The 15,709-nt window shown below is 70.8% G+C and carries 13 protein-coding genes; 12 read left to right on the top strand and 1 reads right to left on the bottom strand.

Annotation, left to right across the window (positions count from 1 at the left end):
- Window positions 1-13 precede the first annotated feature (13 nt).
- The gene (locus tag EIZ44_RS21465; protein ID WP_134730746.1) at window positions 14-1,408 is read left to right on the top strand and encodes an MATE family efflux transporter; all 1,395 of its coding nucleotides are present in this window, start codon (window positions 14-16) and stop codon (window positions 1,406-1,408) included.
- Between the two features lie 75 nt (window positions 1,409-1,483).
- Complete coding sequence (locus EIZ44_RS21460) at window positions 1,484-2,041, top strand: GNAT family N-acetyltransferase (protein ID WP_134730744.1); 558 nt, start codon at window positions 1,484-1,486, stop codon at window positions 2,039-2,041.
- Here the strand turns inward: EIZ44_RS21460 and EIZ44_RS21455 are convergent.
- A complete protein-coding gene (locus EIZ44_RS21455) occupies window positions 2,026-3,612 on the bottom strand; it encodes an AMP-binding protein (protein WP_134730742.1) in 1,587 nt (528 codons plus the stop codon). The genes EIZ44_RS21460 and EIZ44_RS21455 overlap by 16 nt on opposite strands.
- 195 nt (window positions 3,613-3,807) lie before the next feature.
- Here EIZ44_RS21455 and EIZ44_RS21450 point away from each other — a divergent pair, with 195 nt between their 5' ends.
- The 10 genes from EIZ44_RS21450 to EIZ44_RS21405 all read left to right on the top strand — a co-directional run bounded on the left by EIZ44_RS21450 (window position 3,808) and on the right by EIZ44_RS21405 (window position 15,645).
- Window positions 3,808-5,181: an acyclic terpene utilization AtuA family protein gene (locus EIZ44_RS21450; RefSeq protein WP_134730740.1), complete on the top strand. Its 1,374-nt coding sequence runs from the start codon at window positions 3,808-3,810 to the stop codon at window positions 5,179-5,181.
- Window positions 5,178-5,513 (top strand): AtuA-related protein, encoded by a 336-nt coding sequence (locus tag EIZ44_RS21445; RefSeq protein WP_134666877.1) that lies wholly within the window; start codon window positions 5,178-5,180, stop codon window positions 5,511-5,513. The genes EIZ44_RS21450 and EIZ44_RS21445 overlap by 4 nt, the downstream gene beginning before the upstream one ends.
- Window positions 5,510-6,358, top strand: a complete 849-nt coding sequence (locus EIZ44_RS21440) for a phosphate acyltransferase (protein ID WP_134730738.1) — start codon at window positions 5,510-5,512, stop codon at window positions 6,356-6,358. The genes EIZ44_RS21445 and EIZ44_RS21440 overlap by 4 nt, the downstream gene beginning before the upstream one ends.
- The gene (locus EIZ44_RS21435) at window positions 6,355-7,953 is read left to right on the top strand and encodes an acyl-CoA carboxylase subunit beta (RefSeq protein WP_134730736.1); all 1,599 of its coding nucleotides are present in this window, start codon (window positions 6,355-6,357) and stop codon (window positions 7,951-7,953) included. The genes EIZ44_RS21440 and EIZ44_RS21435 overlap by 4 nt, the downstream gene beginning before the upstream one ends.
- 11 nt (window positions 7,954-7,964) lie before the next feature.
- Complete coding sequence (locus EIZ44_RS21430) at window positions 7,965-9,950, top strand: acetyl/propionyl/methylcrotonyl-CoA carboxylase subunit alpha (protein WP_134730734.1); 1,986 nt, start codon at window positions 7,965-7,967, stop codon at window positions 9,948-9,950.
- Window positions 9,943-10,707 (top strand): enoyl-CoA hydratase/isomerase family protein, encoded by a 765-nt coding sequence (locus EIZ44_RS21425; RefSeq protein ID WP_037819311.1) that lies wholly within the window; start codon window positions 9,943-9,945, stop codon window positions 10,705-10,707. Before EIZ44_RS21430 ends, EIZ44_RS21425 begins: the two co-directional genes overlap by 8 nt.
- Window positions 10,708-10,715: 8 nt before the next feature.
- The gene (locus EIZ44_RS21420) at window positions 10,716-11,489 is read left to right on the top strand and encodes a TIGR03084 family metal-binding protein (RefSeq protein WP_240691367.1); all 774 of its coding nucleotides are present in this window, start codon (window positions 10,716-10,718) and stop codon (window positions 11,487-11,489) included.
- A gap of 644 nt (window positions 11,490-12,133) precedes the next feature.
- The gene (locus EIZ44_RS21415; RefSeq protein WP_199818128.1) at window positions 12,134-12,724 is read left to right on the top strand and encodes a TetR/AcrR family transcriptional regulator; all 591 of its coding nucleotides are present in this window, start codon (window positions 12,134-12,136) and stop codon (window positions 12,722-12,724) included.
- Window positions 12,725-12,826: 102 nt separating this feature from the next.
- The gene (locus EIZ44_RS21410; protein ID WP_134730732.1) at window positions 12,827-14,494 is read left to right on the top strand and encodes an AMP-binding protein; all 1,668 of its coding nucleotides are present in this window, start codon (window positions 12,827-12,829) and stop codon (window positions 14,492-14,494) included.
- Window positions 14,494-15,645, top strand: coding sequence for an acyl-CoA dehydrogenase family protein (locus EIZ44_RS21405; protein WP_134730730.1), 1,152 nt, complete (start codon window positions 14,494-14,496; stop codon window positions 15,643-15,645). The genes EIZ44_RS21410 and EIZ44_RS21405 overlap by 1 nt, the downstream gene beginning before the upstream one ends.
- Window positions 15,646-15,709: the final 64 nt, after the last annotated feature.

Raw genomic sequence — 15,709 nt, 5'->3', positions numbered from 1 at the left:
GAAGGACCGCGCAATGCCCCCGACCCGCTGGCTGGCCGGGTACCGCCCGCTGCTCGCCGTGTCCGTGCCGATCGCCGGGATCCAGCTCGCGCAGGTCGCGCTGACCACGACCGACCTGGCGATGCTCGGCGGGATGAGCGTGCGCGCGATCGCGGCGGGCGGACTGGCGATCACCCTGTACAACCAGGTCCGCACAATGTGCGTGGGCACCGTCACCGCGGTCGGCAACCTCGTCGCCGCAGCGGCGGGCCGCGGTGAAACCCGTGCTGGCACCGACCAGTTGGACGAGCAGGCGCGCACCGAGGTCCGCGACACCGTGCGCGCGTCCTTCCTCGTGGCGACGGCGGTCGGCCTGCTGGCCGCGCTGGTCCTGATCGGACTGGGCTACGCCTTGGCCTGGTTCGGCCAGGACGCCGACGTGCTCGCACTGGCCCGCCCGACGATGCTCGCGCTCGCCCCCGGGCTGATCCCGATGCTGTGGCTCAACGTGCTGCGCCAATTCGCTGTCGGCATGCGCCGTCCGGGGTCCCTGCTGTGGGTGACCATCGGCTCGGTGGGCGTCAACATCCTGCTGGACGGCGGATTCGGCTACGGCTGGTTCGGGTTCCCGGAACTCGGCGCCCCCGGCGTCGGGCTGGCCACCACGATCGTGCAGTTCCTGAACTGCTTCGCGTTCCTGCTGATCCTGCGCCGCGACGACCATCTCGCGCCCCTGCTGTCGGCGGGCTTCAGCCGCCGGGAACTGCCGACGGCGCGGGAAATCCTCCGGCTGGGGATCCCGATCAGCCTCACCTACGGTTCCGAAGCCGGCATCACGTCCGTCGCGACGGTGCTCATGGGCAGCTTCGGCCCGGTGACGCTGGCCGCGCAAAGCGTGGTGAACCAGCTCGTCTACATCGTGTACCAGCTGAACATCGGCCTGTCCCAAGGCTCGTCGATCCTGATCAGCCGGGCGGTGAGCCGCCACGACCGTCCCGAGGTCACCCGGATCGCGCGACAGGCGCTCACTCTGTCGGTGACCGCGATGACGGCGGCGGGCCTGGTGTATCTCGTCGCGCCGGGCTGGGTGCTCGGGCTGTTCCTGGAAAAGCACCCGCCGCCGGAAGTGCTGTCGCTGGCGCACACGCTGCTGTTTTTCGGGATCGCGCAGCAGTACCTGAAGGGAGCGCAGAACGTCTGCGTCGGCCTGCTGCGCGGCCTGGGCAACACGAAAAGCGGCTTCCGTGCGACCCTGCTCGGCTATTGGGTGATCGGCATTCCCGTCATGGTGCTGTGCGGCTTCGGCCTAGGCTGGCACGGACCCGGGATCTGGCTCGGACTGTGCTTCGGCTTCGGCGCGACCGCGGTGCTGCTGCTGCGGAAGTTCGCTCAGGAGCTCGCTAGTACGCCGACACTGTCCGCGGTGTGATCTGCGACGACACCAGCTTCGCCCGACGCCGGAAATAGATTGGGATTTCGCGGCACAATCCGGTAAGAACCGGGAATGCTCACCGGAAAATCGGTCGGACTCCGCGCCCGGCACGAGGCCGACGTCTCGATCCTGCAAGCCGAACTCTACGACGACGTCGCGGTCCGCTCGCGGGCCGATTCCCGCCCGTGGCGGCCGATTCCGCCGGGTTCCGCGAAGTCTCCGTATGCGGTGTCCGATCCCGTCGACGACGCCGCGTGCTTCTCAGTGGTACGGCTCGCGGACAACACGCTGGCGGGAGAAGCGTTGCTGTGGGGCATCGATCTCCACAACCGGACCGCGCACGTTGGTGTCGCTCTCCGCCCGGATTATCGAGGTCAGGGCCTCGGTGCCGACGTGGTACAGATCCTGTGCCACTACGGCTTCACCGTCCGCGGTCTGCAGCGGCTCCAAGCCGAAACGCTGGCAGACAACGTCGCCATGATCCGGTCCGCGTCCGCGGCGGGGTTCGTGCCGGAGGGCACCTTGCGGCGCGCCGCGTGGGTCGCCGGGGAGTTCGCCGACCAGGTCGTGCTCGGGCTGCTCGCTGAGGAGTGGTGTGCCGAACAGGGGCTCCTTCACCGCTCCCCGTAGTGGTTCGCGTGCTGTTCCCGGACCACGTTCTTCTGGATCTTCCCCGTCGAAGTGCGCGGCAGTTCGTCGGCGACAATCACCGCCTTCGGCACCTTGTACCCGTCCAGCCGGTCCTTGAGCGCGGTGCGCAGGGTTTCCGCGTCGATCCGGCAGCCGGGTTTCGGGACGACGACCGCGGTGATCGCCTCCGTCCAGCGTTCGTGCGGCAGCCCTACGACGACGACCTCCGCGACGTTCGGCTCGGCGTCGTAGACCGCGCGTTCCACCTCCAGAGACGCGACGTTCTCGCCGCCGGTCTTGATGACGTCCTTCGCCCGGTCGGTGAACCACAGCACGCCGTCGGGGCCGAACCGGCCGACGTCGCCGGAGTGGAACCAGCCGTGCCGGAACGCGGTTTCCGTCGCGTCCGGGTCGCGCAGGTATCCCTCCATTGTGGACGGTCCACGGTAGACGATCTCGCCGGTTTCCCCGCGAGGCAGCAGCTCGCCCTGCTCGTCCATGATCGCGACGTGGACGCCGGTGAGCGGGGTGCCTACGGCGCCGACGTGGGTGAGCTGGTGCTCGGGCCGGAACAGGGTGGTGACCGGCGACATCTCGGTCTGCCCGAACAGCAGCGCGAATTCGCAGCCGTAGCCGTCCAGGCAGGCCTTGATCTGGGCTTCGGGCATCGGGGCCATCGCGTAGGTGGCGCGGCGCAGCGAAGACAGGTCCCGCGCGCCGAACGACGCGTGTTCCAGCGCTGCCCGGTACATCATCGGCAGGCCGAACACCTGGGTGATCCCTTCGCCTTCGATCGTTTCGAGGAAGCGTTCGGGCTCGAAACCGCGATGGATGTGCACTGTCGCGCCCACGAGGACCGCGGGCGTGCAGAACGCGTTGAGCTGCGCGGTGTGGAACATCGGCATCATCGCCAGGAACCGGTCGGCCGCGCTCCAGCCGTTGTCCAGGGCGGCTGACATGGATTCCAGGTAGATGCCCAGATGCGTGCCGACGACGCCCTTGGGGAACGACGTGGTGCCGGACGTGTAGAGGTAGCTCAGCGGATCGCGGTCGGCCACCAGGGTTTCTCCCGGGGCGGCCGGTCCAGCGGCGACCTCCTCCAGCGTGGTCCAGGAGCGGTCCGTCGGCGCCGGGGACCACTGCGCATCGGTGCCGGGCGCGACAAAGACGTCGGACACCTGGGCGCATTCGGCGAGCGACTCGGCCATCGTCGCGACCAGTTGGGTTTCCACGACCAGGCCGCGGGCTCGGGAGTGGGTCAGCACGTAGCCGACTTCCTTCGGCCGCCAGCCCAGGTTGATCGGCACGCAGACGACGCCCAGCCGGGCGCAGGCGTAGTAGGCCGCGAGGAATTCCGCGCTGTTGCCGGACGCGAGGGCGAGGACGTCGCCGCGCTCGTAGCCCTTCGCCGACAAGCCGCCGGCGAGGCGGTCGACCCAGTCGTCCAGTTCGGCGTAGGTCCAGGCGCGCGGGCCGTCGACGAGCGCCGGGCGGTCCGGGCGGGCGGCGGCGCTCCGGCGGAGGGAATCCGCGACGTTGACGCGCTGGATCAGGTTGGCGGCGAGCTCCATTGCTCCTCCACGGATCGCGGGAATCCCGACCGGGGCGGTCCTCCGGGATCTTCAGGTGAGTTCCCATTCACTAATGCGGCACTGTAACGCGTGCCCGGGCCGGATGCCAGCGCGGCGATCACGGCGCGGGGCTCGTCTTGACAGGCGCGAGCGGGATGTCCATAGTGAATAGCAATTCACTAGCGAGGAGGGGTCATGACCGGCAGAACCGTCTCGATCGGCAACGGCCAGGGCTTCTGGGGCGATTCGGTGCGCGGGCCGCTGCAGCTGGTGCGCGGCGGCGGCATCGGCTATCTGACGATGGACTTCCTGGCCGAGGTCACGATGAGCATCATGCAGAAGCTGCGGGCGCGGAACCCCGAGGCCGGGTACGCGACGGACTTCGTCGCGCAGCTCGAGCGGATCCTTCCGGACTGCGCGGAGCACGGCATCAAGATCGTCGCGAACGCGGGCGGGGTGAACCCGGCGGCGTGCGCGGCCGCGGTCGAGGAGGTCGCGCGGCGGCTCGGCGTCCCGGTCCGGGTCGCCACGGTCGGCGGTGACGACATCCTCGCCAGGCTGCCCGCGCTCATCGAGGACGGGCACGCGCTGGCGAACCTCACGACCGGCACTCCGCTGGCCGGCGAGCTGGCGCGCGTGCAGAGCGCGAACGTCTACCTGGGCGCGTTCCCGATCGCCGAAGCGCTGGCCGACGGCGCGGACATCGTCGTCACCGGGCGCGTGACCGACCCGTCGCTCGTGCTCGCCCCGCTCATCCACGAGTTCGGCTGGACCGCGAGCGACTACGACCGGCTCGCGGCCGGCACCGTCGCCGGGCACCTGCTCGAATGCGGCACGCAGAGCACCGGCGGCAACTACGACCGCTGGGAATCCGTGCCCGACCTGGCCGGCATCGGCTACCCGATCGCGGAGGTCGGCGAATCCGGCGAATTCGTCCTGACCAAGAAACCGGGCACCGGGGGACTGGTCGACGTCGGCACCGTCACCGCGCAGCTGCTTTACGAACTCGGCGACCCCGCCCGGTATCTCACGCCGGACGTCGTCGCGGACTTCACCTCGATCCAGCTGACCCAGGACGGCCCGGACCGCGTCCGCGTGCATGGCGTGCGCGGCAGCGCGCCCACCGACACCTACAAGGTTTCCGTCAGCACGCTCGACGGCTGGCGCACCACCGCGCAGCTGACCGTCGGCGGCCCGGACGCGGCGGCGAAAGCGCGCTGCACCGCTGATCTTCTGCTGGCGCGGCTCGCCGAGGACGGCGTGCGGTTTCCCGCGGAAGACTGCCGGGTGGAGGTCGTCGGCACCAACGTGCTGTACGAGGGAATGCTGCCGGAGCCGGCCGCGCCGCCGTCGGAAGTCGTGCTGCGGGTGTCGGTCCGGTCGCAGGACAAGGCGGCGGTCGACCGGCTCGGCGCGGAACTGGCCTCGTTGCTGACGTCCGGCCCGCCCGGGCTGACCGGTTTCGCCGGCGGGCGGCCCAAGGCCAGCGCGATCGTCGGGTTCTGGCCCGCGTTGCTCGAGAAATCCGCGGTGCGCCCGGCAGTGCGAGTCAGCGAGGTGGCGGCATGACCAGGACGACGCAGTTGCGCGAGTTCGCTTCGGCGCGCTCCGGTGACAAAGGCGCGGACGCGAACATCGGCGTCTGGACCGAAACCGACGCGGCGTACGAGTTCCTCCGGGAGAACCTGACCGCTGAACGCGTCGCCGCGCATTTCCGCGCGCTGTGCCGCGGCGAGGTCGTACGCTACGAACTGCCGAACCTGCGGGCACTGAACTTCATCCTCCACGACGCGCTCGACGGCGGCGGAGCGGCTTCGCTGCGCACGGACGCGCAAGGCAAAACCCTTTCGCTCGGGCTGCTGCAAATGGAATTCGACGTTCCCGCGGACCTCGCGCGATGACCGTCCGAATCGGACTCGCCGACGCGAGCGACGAGCGGGTGATCGAAGCGGCGGCCCGGCTGGTGGAGCAGGGCGGCATCACGCCGGTGCTGATCGGCGCCGCGCCCGGCACCGTACCCCCGGGCGCCGAGGAGCTGACCCCGCCGCCTGGCGAGTCCACAGTGGACTACCTGGCCCGGGTGCTGGAACCGGCCGGGCTCGCCGCGGGCGTCAGCGGCAGCCTCACCACCAGCGCGGCAGTGCTGCGGGCGGGCATCCGACAGCTGCGGACCGCGGACCTCGTGTGCGGCTGCTTCGCGATCCGCCACCACGGCACGTGGGCCACCTACGCCGATTGCGTGGTCGTGCCCGACCCGGACGCGGCGCAGCTGGCGCGGATCGCCGCCGCGGCGGCCGATCACCACCAGGCATTGTTCGGGACCGAGCCGCGGGTGGCGCTGCTGTCGTTCTCCACCAGCGGCAGCGCGGTCCACCCGCGCGCGGACAAGGTCCGGGAGGCGACCCGGCTGCTGCGCGCGGCTCGGCCGGACCTGGTCGCCGACGGGGAAATCCAGTTCGACGTCGCGGTGGACGCGGGCGTGGCGGCGCGCAAGGCGCCCGGCTCGGTGCTGGCGGGCGGGGCCAATGTGCTGGTCTTCCCGTCGCTGGAGGCGGGAAACATCGCGTACAAGGTCGCCGAACGGGTCGGCGGCGCCCGGGCGCTCGGGTCGTTCGTCCTCGGCCTGCGCCGGCCCTGGGCGGACCTCTCGCGCGGCTGCAGCGCCGGCGACATCGCCGAAACCGCCGCGCTGCTCGCCGGAGCGGCGGCGCGGACCCGGTGCGGGAAAGGAATCCAGGCCGGATGAAGACACTCACGAGTACGTTCGACTTCTCCTCGGCGACCGCGGCCGCCAACCGCGAGGGCAACCTCGAACGGCTGGCCGAACTGCGCCGCCAGCTCGGCCGCGCGGTCGACGGCGGCGGCGAGAAATACGTGGCACGGCACCGGAAACGCGGCCGGCTCCTGGTGCGGGAACGGATCGAGCTGCTGCTCGACCGGGACGCGCCGTTCCTGGAGCTGGGCGGCGTCGCGGCCTGGGGCACCGAATACCCGGTCGGCGCGAGCGTCGTCACCGGCATCGGCGTGGTCAGCGGGGTCGAATGCATGATCGTCGGGCACGATCCGACCGTGCGCGGCGGCGCGTCGAACCCCTACACCTGGAAGAAAGTGCTGCGGGCCATGCAGATCGCCCGCGAGAACCGGCTCCCGGTGATCAACCTGGTCGAGTCCGGCGGCGGCGACCTGGAACGCCAGGCCGAGCTGTTCGTCCCGGCCGGGCGCCTGTTCCACGAGCTGACCGCGCTGTCGGCGGCCGGGATCCCGACCATCGCGCTGGTCTTCGGCAACTCGACCGCGGGCGGCGCGTACGTGCCGGGCATGTGCGATTACGCGGTGATGGTGCAGAACCAGGCGAAGGTGTTCCTCGGCGGCCCGCCGCTGGTGAAAATGGCCACCGGCGAGGACGCCGACGACGAAAGCCTCGGCGGCGCGGACATGCACGCCCGCACGTCCGGGCTGGCCGACTACCTCGCCCGGGACGAGCACGAATGCCTGTCGCTCGGCCGGGAGATCGTGGAGCACCTGAACTGGCGCAAGCTCGGCCCCGGCCCGACCGAACCGGCCGACGAACCGCTGTACCCGGCCGAGGACCTGCTGTCGATCGCGTCGGTCGACCTGAAGGTCCCGTTCGACCCGCGCGAGGTGGTCGCGCGGATCGTGGACGGCTCCCGGTTCGAGGAGTACAAACCGCTCTACGGCACGGCTCTGGTCACCGGCTGGGCCTCGATCCACGGCTTCCCGGTCGGCATCCTGGCGAACGCGCGCGGCGTGCTGTTCAACGAGGAGGCCAAGAAGGGCAGCGAGTTCATCCTGCTGTGCAACCAGACCGACACCCCGCTGGTCTTCCTGCAGAACACCACCGGGTTCATGGTCGGCACGCAGTACGAGCAGAACGGCATGATCAAGGACGGCTCGAAGATGATCAACGCCGTCACCAACAGCCGGGTGCCGCACCTGACGGTCAACCTGGCCGCCTCCTACGGCGCGGGCAACTACGGCATGTCCGGCCGCTCCTACGATCCGCGGCTGCTGTTCACCTGGCCGAACTCGAAGACCGCGATCATGGGCCCGGAGCAGCTGGCCGGGGTGATGTCGATCGTCGCCCGGCAAGCCGCCGCCGCGGCCGGGCGGCCGTTCGACGAGGAGGCCGACGCGCGCCGCCGCGCCGAACTGGCGGAACGGATCGAGGCCGAATCGCTCGCGCTGTACATGAGCGGCCAGTGCTACGACGACGGCGTGATCGACCCCCGCGACACGCGGGACACGCTCGGCATCGCCCTGTCGATGTGCCACAACAACGAGATCGAGGGGACCCGCGGGTTCGGGGTCTTCCGGATGTAGGCGAGGGACACATGATCACCAAGGTGCTGGTCGCCAACCGCGGCGAGATCGCCCGCCGGGTCTTCCGGACGTGCCGCGAACTCGGCATCGCCACGGTCGCGGTCTATGCCGATCCGGACGCCGACGCGCCGTTCGTGCACGAGGCCGACGAAGCGGTCCCGCTCGGCGGGGCTACGCCGGCCGAGTCGTACCTGCGCGCCGACCGGGTGCTGGCCGCAGCGGAACGGGTCGGCGCGGACGCGATCCACCCCGGCTACGGTTTCCTTTCGGAGAACGCGGGATTCGCGCGGGCGTGCGAGGCCGCGGGCGTCACGTTCGTCGGTCCGCCCGCCGAAGCGATCGCCGCGATGGGCAGCAAGCTGACCGCGCGGGAGATGATGGAGCGCGCCGGCGTGCCGGTGCTGCCCGGGCGCGACCTGACCGGCGTCGCCGACGACAAGGTGCTCGGCATCGCCGCCGACATCGGCTGGCCGGTGCTGGTCAAGGCGTCGTTCGGCGGCGGCGGGCGCGGCATGCGGGTGGTGCGCGAACCGGGCGAGCTGCTCGAGGCGATCGCGTCGGCCCGCCGCGAGGCCGGAGCGGCGTTCGGCGACGACACGGTGTTCCTCGAGCACTACGTGGACAATCCGCGGCACATCGAGATCCAGATCTTCGGCGACCGGCACGGCACCGTGGTGCACCTGAACGAACGGGAGTGCTCGATCCAGCGGCGGCACCAGAAGATCGTCGAGGAAGCCCCGTCGCCGGTGGTGGACGAGCAGCTGCGGGCCCGGATGGGCGCGGCCGCGGTGGACGCCGGGCGCGCGCTCGGCTACGTCGGGGCGGGCACGGTGGAGTTCATCGTCGCGCCGGACGGAGGGTTCTTCTTCCTCGAGGTCAACACGCGGCTGCAGGTGGAGCACCCGGTCACCGAGCTGGTCACCGGCCTCGACCTGGTGCGGCTCCAGCTGGAGGTCGCCGCCGGGGCGCCGCTGCCGCCGGAGGCGCACGAGCCGCGGATCCGCGGGCACGCGATCGAAGCCCGGCTCTACGCCGAGGACCCGGCGCGCGATTTCCTGCCCGCGGCCGGTCTGCTGGACCGCTTCGAGATCCCGGAAACCGAGGGGCTGCGGGTCGACGGCGGCGTCGAGTCGGGTTCGGTGGTGTCCACCAACTACGACCCGATGCTGGCGAAGGTCGTCGGCTACGGGCGGACGCGGGAAGAAGCGACCGCGCGGCTCGTCCGGGCGCTCCGGCGGGCCCGCGTGCACGGCGTCACCACCAACCGGGCGCTGCTGGTCGGCATCCTCGAACACCCGGAGTTCGCCGCAGCGCGGATCGACACGCATTTCCTCGACCGGCGCCGGCCCTCGACGCTGATCGAGGTCGACGACGCCGAGGTGGTGCGCGCCGCGGCGCTCGCGACCGCGCTGGCCGAGCAAGCGCACGAACGGGCGTCGGCGCGGGTCCTGCCGCACGTGACGTCGGGTTTCCGGTCCTCGCCCGCGCAACTGCAGACGCGGTCGTACCGGCACCTGGACCGCGAACTGGCCGTCGGCTACCGGCTCGGCCGCGACGTCCGGTTCGAAGTGGACGGCGAGCCGCACGAGGTCGTCATCCACGCCTGCACGCCGCAGCACGCGGATCTCGTCGTGGACGGCGTGCGCCGGGCGTTCTCGATCGACCGGGCCGGCGCGACCGTCTACGCGGGCTGGCCGGGCGGGACGGTCGAACTGGCGGTGCTGCCGCGGTTCCCGGACGCCGCCGACCATCTGCTGGAGGGGTCGCTGGTCGCGCCGATGCCGGGCACGGTGATCCGGGTGGCGGTCGCGCCCGGCGAGCAGGTGCGGGCCGGGCAGCAGCTGATCGTGCTGGAGGCGATGAAGATGGAGCACGCCGTCACCGCGCCCGCCGACGCCGTCGTGGGCAGCGTCCCGGTCGCTGAAGGGTCCACTGTGGACACCGGAACCGTGCTGATCGTGCTCGAGGAAACCGGTGCGGGAGGCGAGAATGGCTGACGAGGTCCGATACGCGGTGGAAGACGGCGCCGCGTGGATCACCATCAACCGGCCGGAGGCGCGCAACGCGCTCAACGCGGCGGTCCGGCGCGGCCTGAAAGCGCGCTTCGAGGAGGCGGACGCTGATCCGGCGGTTTCGGTGATCGTGCTGACCGGGGCCGGGGACCGGGCGTTCTGCGCGGGCGGCGATTTGAAGGAGATGGCGAGTACCAAGCTCACTGTGCCACCGCCGGACTTCGTGCCCCAACCCGGCCGCACGCTGAAGCTCGCCAAACCGGTCGTCGCCGCGGTGAACGGCGGCGCGTACGGCGGCGGCTTCCTGCTCGCACAGTCCGCGGACCTGGTCATCGCGGCGGAAGAGGCGAAGTTCGCGGTGTCGGAAGCGAAAGTCGGCCGCGGCTCGCCGTGGGCCGCGCCGCTGCCGTGGCTGGTCCCGCCGCGCGTCGCGATGGAGATCCTGGTGACCGGCGAGCCGATCAGCGCCCGGCGCGCTTACGAGATCGGGCTGGTGAACCGCGTGGTGCCGGGCGCGGAACTGCTTGACGCGACACGGGAACTGGTCGCCCGCATCGCCGCCAACGCACCGCTTTCGGTCCGGGCGGCGAAGGAAATGGTGTACGCGGTCGCCGAGCACGGCCGGTCGGATGCCTTCGAGGTGGCTGAGCGGATCTGGGAACCGGTCTATCTGAGCGAGGACGCGCAGGAGGGTCCGCGCGCGTTCGCCGAGAAGCGGGCGCCGCAGTGGCGGGCGCGATGATCGACGGATTGCTGACAGACTTGGCGGCGGAGCACGACGCGCTCGCCGCGTTGCTGGCCGGACGCCCGGACCGCGACTGGTCCGCGCCGACGCCCGCGCCTGGCTGGACGGTTCGCGACCAGATCGCGCACCTGGCGCATTTCGACGGAGTCACCGCTCTGTGCGTCGGCGAGCCGGAGAAATTCGTCGCACTGCGGGATTCGCTCGAAGATCTGCAGTCCTATGTGGACGGCATCGGAGCGGTGCACGCGGATCGTCCCGGTGCGCAGATGCTGGCCTGGTGGAACGACGAACACCGCCGTTTGCGCGCGGCGGCCGAGGCGGCGGATCCCGCGGTCCGGGTGCCGTGGTTCGGGCCGTCGATGAGCCTGGCGTCGAAGCTGACGGCGCGGATCATGGAGACCTGGGCGCACGGGCAGGATGTCGCCGACACTTTCGGCGTGCGCCGCGAGGCGACCGCACGGCTGCGACACGTGGCGCGGATCGGAGTGCTGGCCTTCCCGAACAGCTACCGGGCGCAGGGTCGGCCAGTGCCCGACGCCGAGGTGCACGTGGCCTTGACCGCCCCGGACGGCGGCTACTGGACCTGGGGCGACCCGGGTTCCCCGAACTCGGTGACCGGGTCGGCCGAGGACTTCTGCCTGGTGGTGACCCAGCGACGGCACGTGGCGGACACGGCGTTGCGCACGCGCGGTGATATCGCGGGGGAATGGATGCGGGTGGCTCAGGCGTTCGCTGGCCCGCCTGGGGTTGGGCGGCGGGCGGGGCAGTTTCGCCGCTGAGCTGGGCCGGGCTGGGTTGTGGCTGGGTGTTCGCCGGTTCGCCGGGGAGGGTTGGAGGCCGGGGCAGTTCCTTGGTTGAGGTGGGTTCGGGCGGGGTTGTGGTCGAGTGTTCGTCGGTTGGCCGGGGAGGGTCGGTGGCGGGGCAGGCTCGGGGCTGAGCTGGGGCTGGGTTGTGGCCGAGTGCTCGCCGGTTCGCCTGGGGTGGGTCGGTGACCGGGGCAGATCCCTGGCTGAGGTGGGTCCGGGCCGGGATGTGGCCGAGTAGCCGCTGCGGGTTTGCGGCCGAGCCCTCGCCGGGGAGTGTCAGTGGTCTGGGCAGCGCCGCGGCTGAGCCGGGCCCGGGCGGGGGTTTAAGCCAGGCGTTCGCTCGTGGGTTTGCGGTCAAGCTTCGCCGCGCCAGTGCCCGCGTGGCGCTTCGTGGCCAACCCTTCGCTGCGACGGCGGGCGCTTCGGGCTTCCCGGCCCGCGTGGGTCTTCCAGCGTTGCGCCCGTCCTTCCACCCGAGCCCGTCCCGCCCACGCCCGTCCTCCCGCCGCAATCCCGCCAACCCTGAGTGACCCGCCGTTCACCCCGCGGGGTCCGCTTCGGCGTGCCCGTCGCGCGGCCGATATCGTGGCGGGAGCGACAGGCTGGAGGTGGTGGGTGTGGCACGTTCGGCCACCCGGACGCGGGATCCCGACCGGAGAGCGAAGATTCTCGTCGCGGCGGGCGATCTGATCAGCCGCAACGGCTACCACGCGGTGTCGATGGCCGAGATCGGCCGCGACGCGGGGATTGTCGGTTCCGGGATCTACCGGCACTTCGACAGCAAGGCGGCGATCCTCGTCGCGCTCTTCGACGACATCATCGACCGGCTCATCGCCGATCAGGAGGTCGCGCTCGCCGAGCATGCCGGGCCGCGCGAGACGTTGCGGCGGCTTGTGCGCGGGCAGGCCGAGTTCGTCGTGCGCCAGCGCGCGCTGGCCCGGGTCTACCACAACGAGATCGGCAGCCTTCCCGCCGAGGACCAGGTCCGGCTGCGCCGCAAGCAGCGGCTGTACCTGGAGGAGTGGGTGCACCTCACCCGCGAGGCGCATCCGGACCTCGACGACGCGGTGGCGCGCACGCTCGTCCACGCCGCGGTCGGCGCCGTCCAGTCGAACCTGTTCCACAACGTCGGCCTCGAAGCCGACCGGCTGCTCGACTGCCTCGCCCGCGCCGCCGAGCTCGTGCTGGAGATCGCCGCGGACCAGTGACCCCGGCCGCGGAGCCCCTTGCTTAGTGAATGATGATTCTCTAAGGTGAGGGGCATCCGAGCACGCGGCGTGCTCACCGCGGAGTTCCAAAGGGGGAGCTTCATGGCCTTCGATGTCACCAGCCTCTACAACCGCCGCGCGGACGACCGCTGGAACCGCATCTGCGTGTCCGATCTGGTCGAACGCCTCACCTGGAGCGTCCCGGACGCGACCGCGATCGCGGGCTGGCCCGGCGCGTTCGGCGATCCCCGCTTCGCCCGGCTGACCTTCGCCGAGCTCGACGCGCTCACCAGCCAAGTCGCGAACGCCCTGCTCGCCCGGGGTCTGCACCGGGGCGACCGGGTGGCGATGGTGTGCGAGAACTCCGTCGAGGGCTACGCCTTCAAGCTCGGCGTCGCGAAGGCGGGCATGGTCGCGGCACCGATCAACCCGGCCATGGCGCCAGACGTGGTGCGTTACCTGATCGACCGGGTCCAGCCGCGAATGTGCGTCGTGGACGCCGACATCTGGGCCGCCGCGCCGGAGCAGTGGCGCGGTGCCGGGGTTTCTCCGGACGTGGCGGTGGAAATCGGCGGACCCGCGCCGGAAGGCAGCGAGTCGTTCTCGCACTTCGTCTCCGGCGTCTCCGAAACCGCGCCGGACACCACGATCCACGGCGACGACATCTACGAAATCCTTTTCACCTCCGGCACGACGGCGATGCCGAAGGGCGTGATGTGCTCGCACGCGGCGTCCACGCTCGCCGCGCACGGCTTCGCGCTCACCCTCACCCGCGGGGTCCCGTTCGAGGGCGCGGTGAAGGTCGCCAGCTTCCTGCCGATGATGTATCACGTCGGCCATCAGATATTTCTCCTCGCGGCGTTCGCGGCAGGCGGCTCGGCCGTCATCGGCCGGCGGCCGGACCCGGTCGCGACCGCCGACTGCATCGAGCGCGAGCGGAGCACCGCGCTGTGGGGCGGTTCCCCGGCGATGCTCGGCGCGCTGCGGCAGGAACTCGACGCGCACCCGCGTGACGTGTCGTCCCTGCGGATCGCCGTCTACGGCTGGGCCGCGCTCCCGCCCGCGGTGCTCGCCGGTCTTCGCGAGCACTGTCCACAGTTGACGGTCACGGAAATCTTCGGGCAGACGGAATCCATTGCCTGCCACCGGTTCTGGCCCGACCAGCATCCGGACCTGTACGAACGGACCGCGCCGCAGGACAACTACGTCGGAGCGCCCAGTCCGCTGCTGGCGTCGCAGATCGTGGATCCGGAAGGCGTTTCCCTGGAGGGACAGGAAGGCGTGCCCGGCGAAGCCGTCTACCGTTCGCCCGTCACCACCGCGGGCTACTACCTCGACGAAGCGGCCACGCGTGAAGCGTTCCGCGACGGCTGGTTCCACTCCGGCGACAGTTGCTCGTACGGCGAAAGCGGCCAGCGCGTAATGGTCGACCGGTACAAGGACATCGTGAAATCCGGCGGCGAGAACGTCTCGACGATTCGCGTGGAGTCGGCACTGCACCTGCATCCAGGCGTCGCGAAGGCAGCGGTGATCGGTGTTCCGGACGAACGCTGGGGCGAGCGGGTGGCGGCGTTCGTCGTGCTGGCCGAGGACGCGGCGGTCACCGAGGAAGAGCTGATCGCGTTCGCGCGGGAACGCCTGGCTGGCTTCGAAACCCCGAAAACAGTGCGGTTCGTGGACGCGCTGCCGGAAACAGTCGGCGGAAAAGTCATGAAGTACAAGCTGCGCCGACAGTATGCGTCGGCCACGGAAGCCTCGGGACGGCACTGATGGATTTCGACGAATCGCCCGAGCACGCCGATCTGCGGGCCGCGGTCGGCAAGATCTGCGCGGGGTTCGGCGACGGGTATTTCCGGCGCGTGCTGGACGAAGACGGGCGCACCGACGAGCTGTGGCACGCCCTCGGCGACGCGGGCTTCGTCGGCGTGAACCTGCCCGAGGAGCACGGCGGGGGAGGCGCGGGCATCACCGAACTCGCGATCGTGGTCGAGGAGACCACCGCGGCCGGGATGCCGTTGCTGCTTTTGCTCGTGTCCGCCGCGATTTCCGGGGAGGTGCTGAAGGAATTCGGCACGCCCGCGCAACAGCGCCGGTGGCTGCCCGCGATGGCTTCCGGCGCGGAGAAAATGGTCTTCGCGATCACCGAACCGGACGCCGGGTCGAACAGCCACCAGCTGCGCACCACCGCGCGCCGCGACGGCGACGGGTGGGTGCTGTCGGGCACGAAGTACTACATCTCCGGAGTGGACGAGGCCGCGAACCTGCTCGTGGTGGCCCGCACCGGCGCCGGCGACTCCGGACAGGGCGAAATGACGCTGTTCGTCGTGCCCACGGACGCCGACGGCCTGCACCGCAGCCGGATCTCGGTCGAAATGCGCGCGCCGGAGAAGCAGTACACGCTCAGCTTCGACGACGTCCGGGTGGACGACGACCGCCGGATCGGCGAGGTCGGCGACGGACTGCGCATCGTTTTCCGCGGCCTCAACCCGGAACGAATCGGCGGCGCCGCGATCGAAACCGGTATCGCGCGGTACGCACTGGCGAAAGCCGCGCGTTACGCGAACGAGCGCTCGGTCTGGGGCACGCCGATCGGTGCGCACCAGGGAGTGGCCCATCCGCTCGCGGAGGCGGCGGTAGACGTCGAACTCGCACGCTTGATGACCGCGAAAGCCGCGTGGCTGCACGACGCGGGCCGCCCGGCGGGCGAGGCGGCGAACATGGCGAAGTACAGCGCCGCCGATGCCGCCCTGAAAGCCCTCGACGCAGCCATCCAAACCCACGGCGGCAACGGAATGGCGACCGAATACGGTCTCGCGCACCTGTGGGGAATGGCGCGCCTGCTCAAGATCGCACCGGTGAGCCGGGAGATGATCCTGAACTACGTCGCGAGCCACACACTCGGCTTGCCGCGGTCGTATTGACCCGCTGAAACGGCCCCGGAAGCGGAAGTCATCGCTGAATGACAGCTTCATCGTGACTCCACGC

This window comes from Amycolatopsis nivea (genome assembly GCF_004522235.1).
GTDB lineage: Bacteria > Actinomycetota > Actinomycetes > Mycobacteriales > Pseudonocardiaceae > Amycolatopsis > Amycolatopsis nivea.
This window is presented reverse-complemented; position numbering and strand designations above follow the sequence as displayed.